At 60.8% G+C, this 844-nt stretch carries 2 protein-coding genes; both read right to left on the reverse strand.

Annotated elements, in window-relative coordinates:
* On the reverse strand, positions 1-336 hold a 336-nt coding region (locus J5224_RS31320), incomplete at its 3' end, for a hypothetical protein (RefSeq protein ID WP_264628896.1).
* Positions 296-844: Ig-like domain-containing protein (locus tag J5224_RS31325; RefSeq protein WP_264628897.1), on the reverse strand; the 549-nt coding region annotated here is incomplete at its 5' end. The genes J5224_RS31325 and J5224_RS31320, both read right to left, overlap by 41 nt.

Consider the following 844-nt stretch of genomic DNA (forward strand, 5'->3'; position numbering starts at 1 on the left):
CACGGTTTGTCCGGGCGTGGTAAGTCCGGTCGTGCCGCTCAGGGTTTGCGCACTGCCTGCCTCTGCCGCATTCAGCACACCGTCACCAAACACTGGGTTAAGCGTGGCGCTGGGCAGCGTGTGGATAAACACGCCGATCGCGTGGCTGCCGCTGAGCGTATTGCCAGCGCTGTCCACCGTGCTGAAGGTAATAGTGGCCGTGCCGTCAACCAACTGTTGCAGGTCGGCGGCGGGAAGCAGGACGCTCCATTTCCCGTCAGCGGTGGTGCTGCCGGTGTAGGTTTTTCCGTGCAGGCTAAGGATACCAGGCGTGCCTGCCGAGGTTAAGCTTGTCATCACCGGTGACCGGATCGATGGCGATGCCACTCAACGCGGTATTCACAGTGAATGCGTGGGTCGCCGCTGAGGGGTTGCCGCTTTTGTCCTGTGCGCTGACTTCCAGTGTGTGCTGCCCTTGCGCCAACTGTGCCAGGTCTATCGCAGACACGCTGACCTGCCAGTGCCCCTGGCTGTCTACCGTGGTGAGGTAGGTTTTGCTATTCAGGGTGACGGTAACCGTTTGTCCTGCCTCCAGATTGAGGCTGGACCCACTCAGAATTTGCGCTGCCTTGATTTCAGCGCCGTCGATGATGTTATTCCCGGTAACCGCATTAACGGTCAGCACAGGCAGGTTGGCGGCGTTGGCGTCCAGGGTGACCTGTCCGCTGGCAGTGGTGCTGTTGCCTGCGGTGTCGGAGACGGTGGCGCTGTAGGTGTAGGTGCCATCGGCCATCGCTTGCAGATCGGCGCTCTGCACCGTCACGCGCCAACTTCCATCGGCCTGCACGATTGCAGAGTATTGCTT

The sequence above is a fragment of the Candidatus Symbiopectobacterium sp. NZEC135 genome (genome assembly GCF_025962695.1).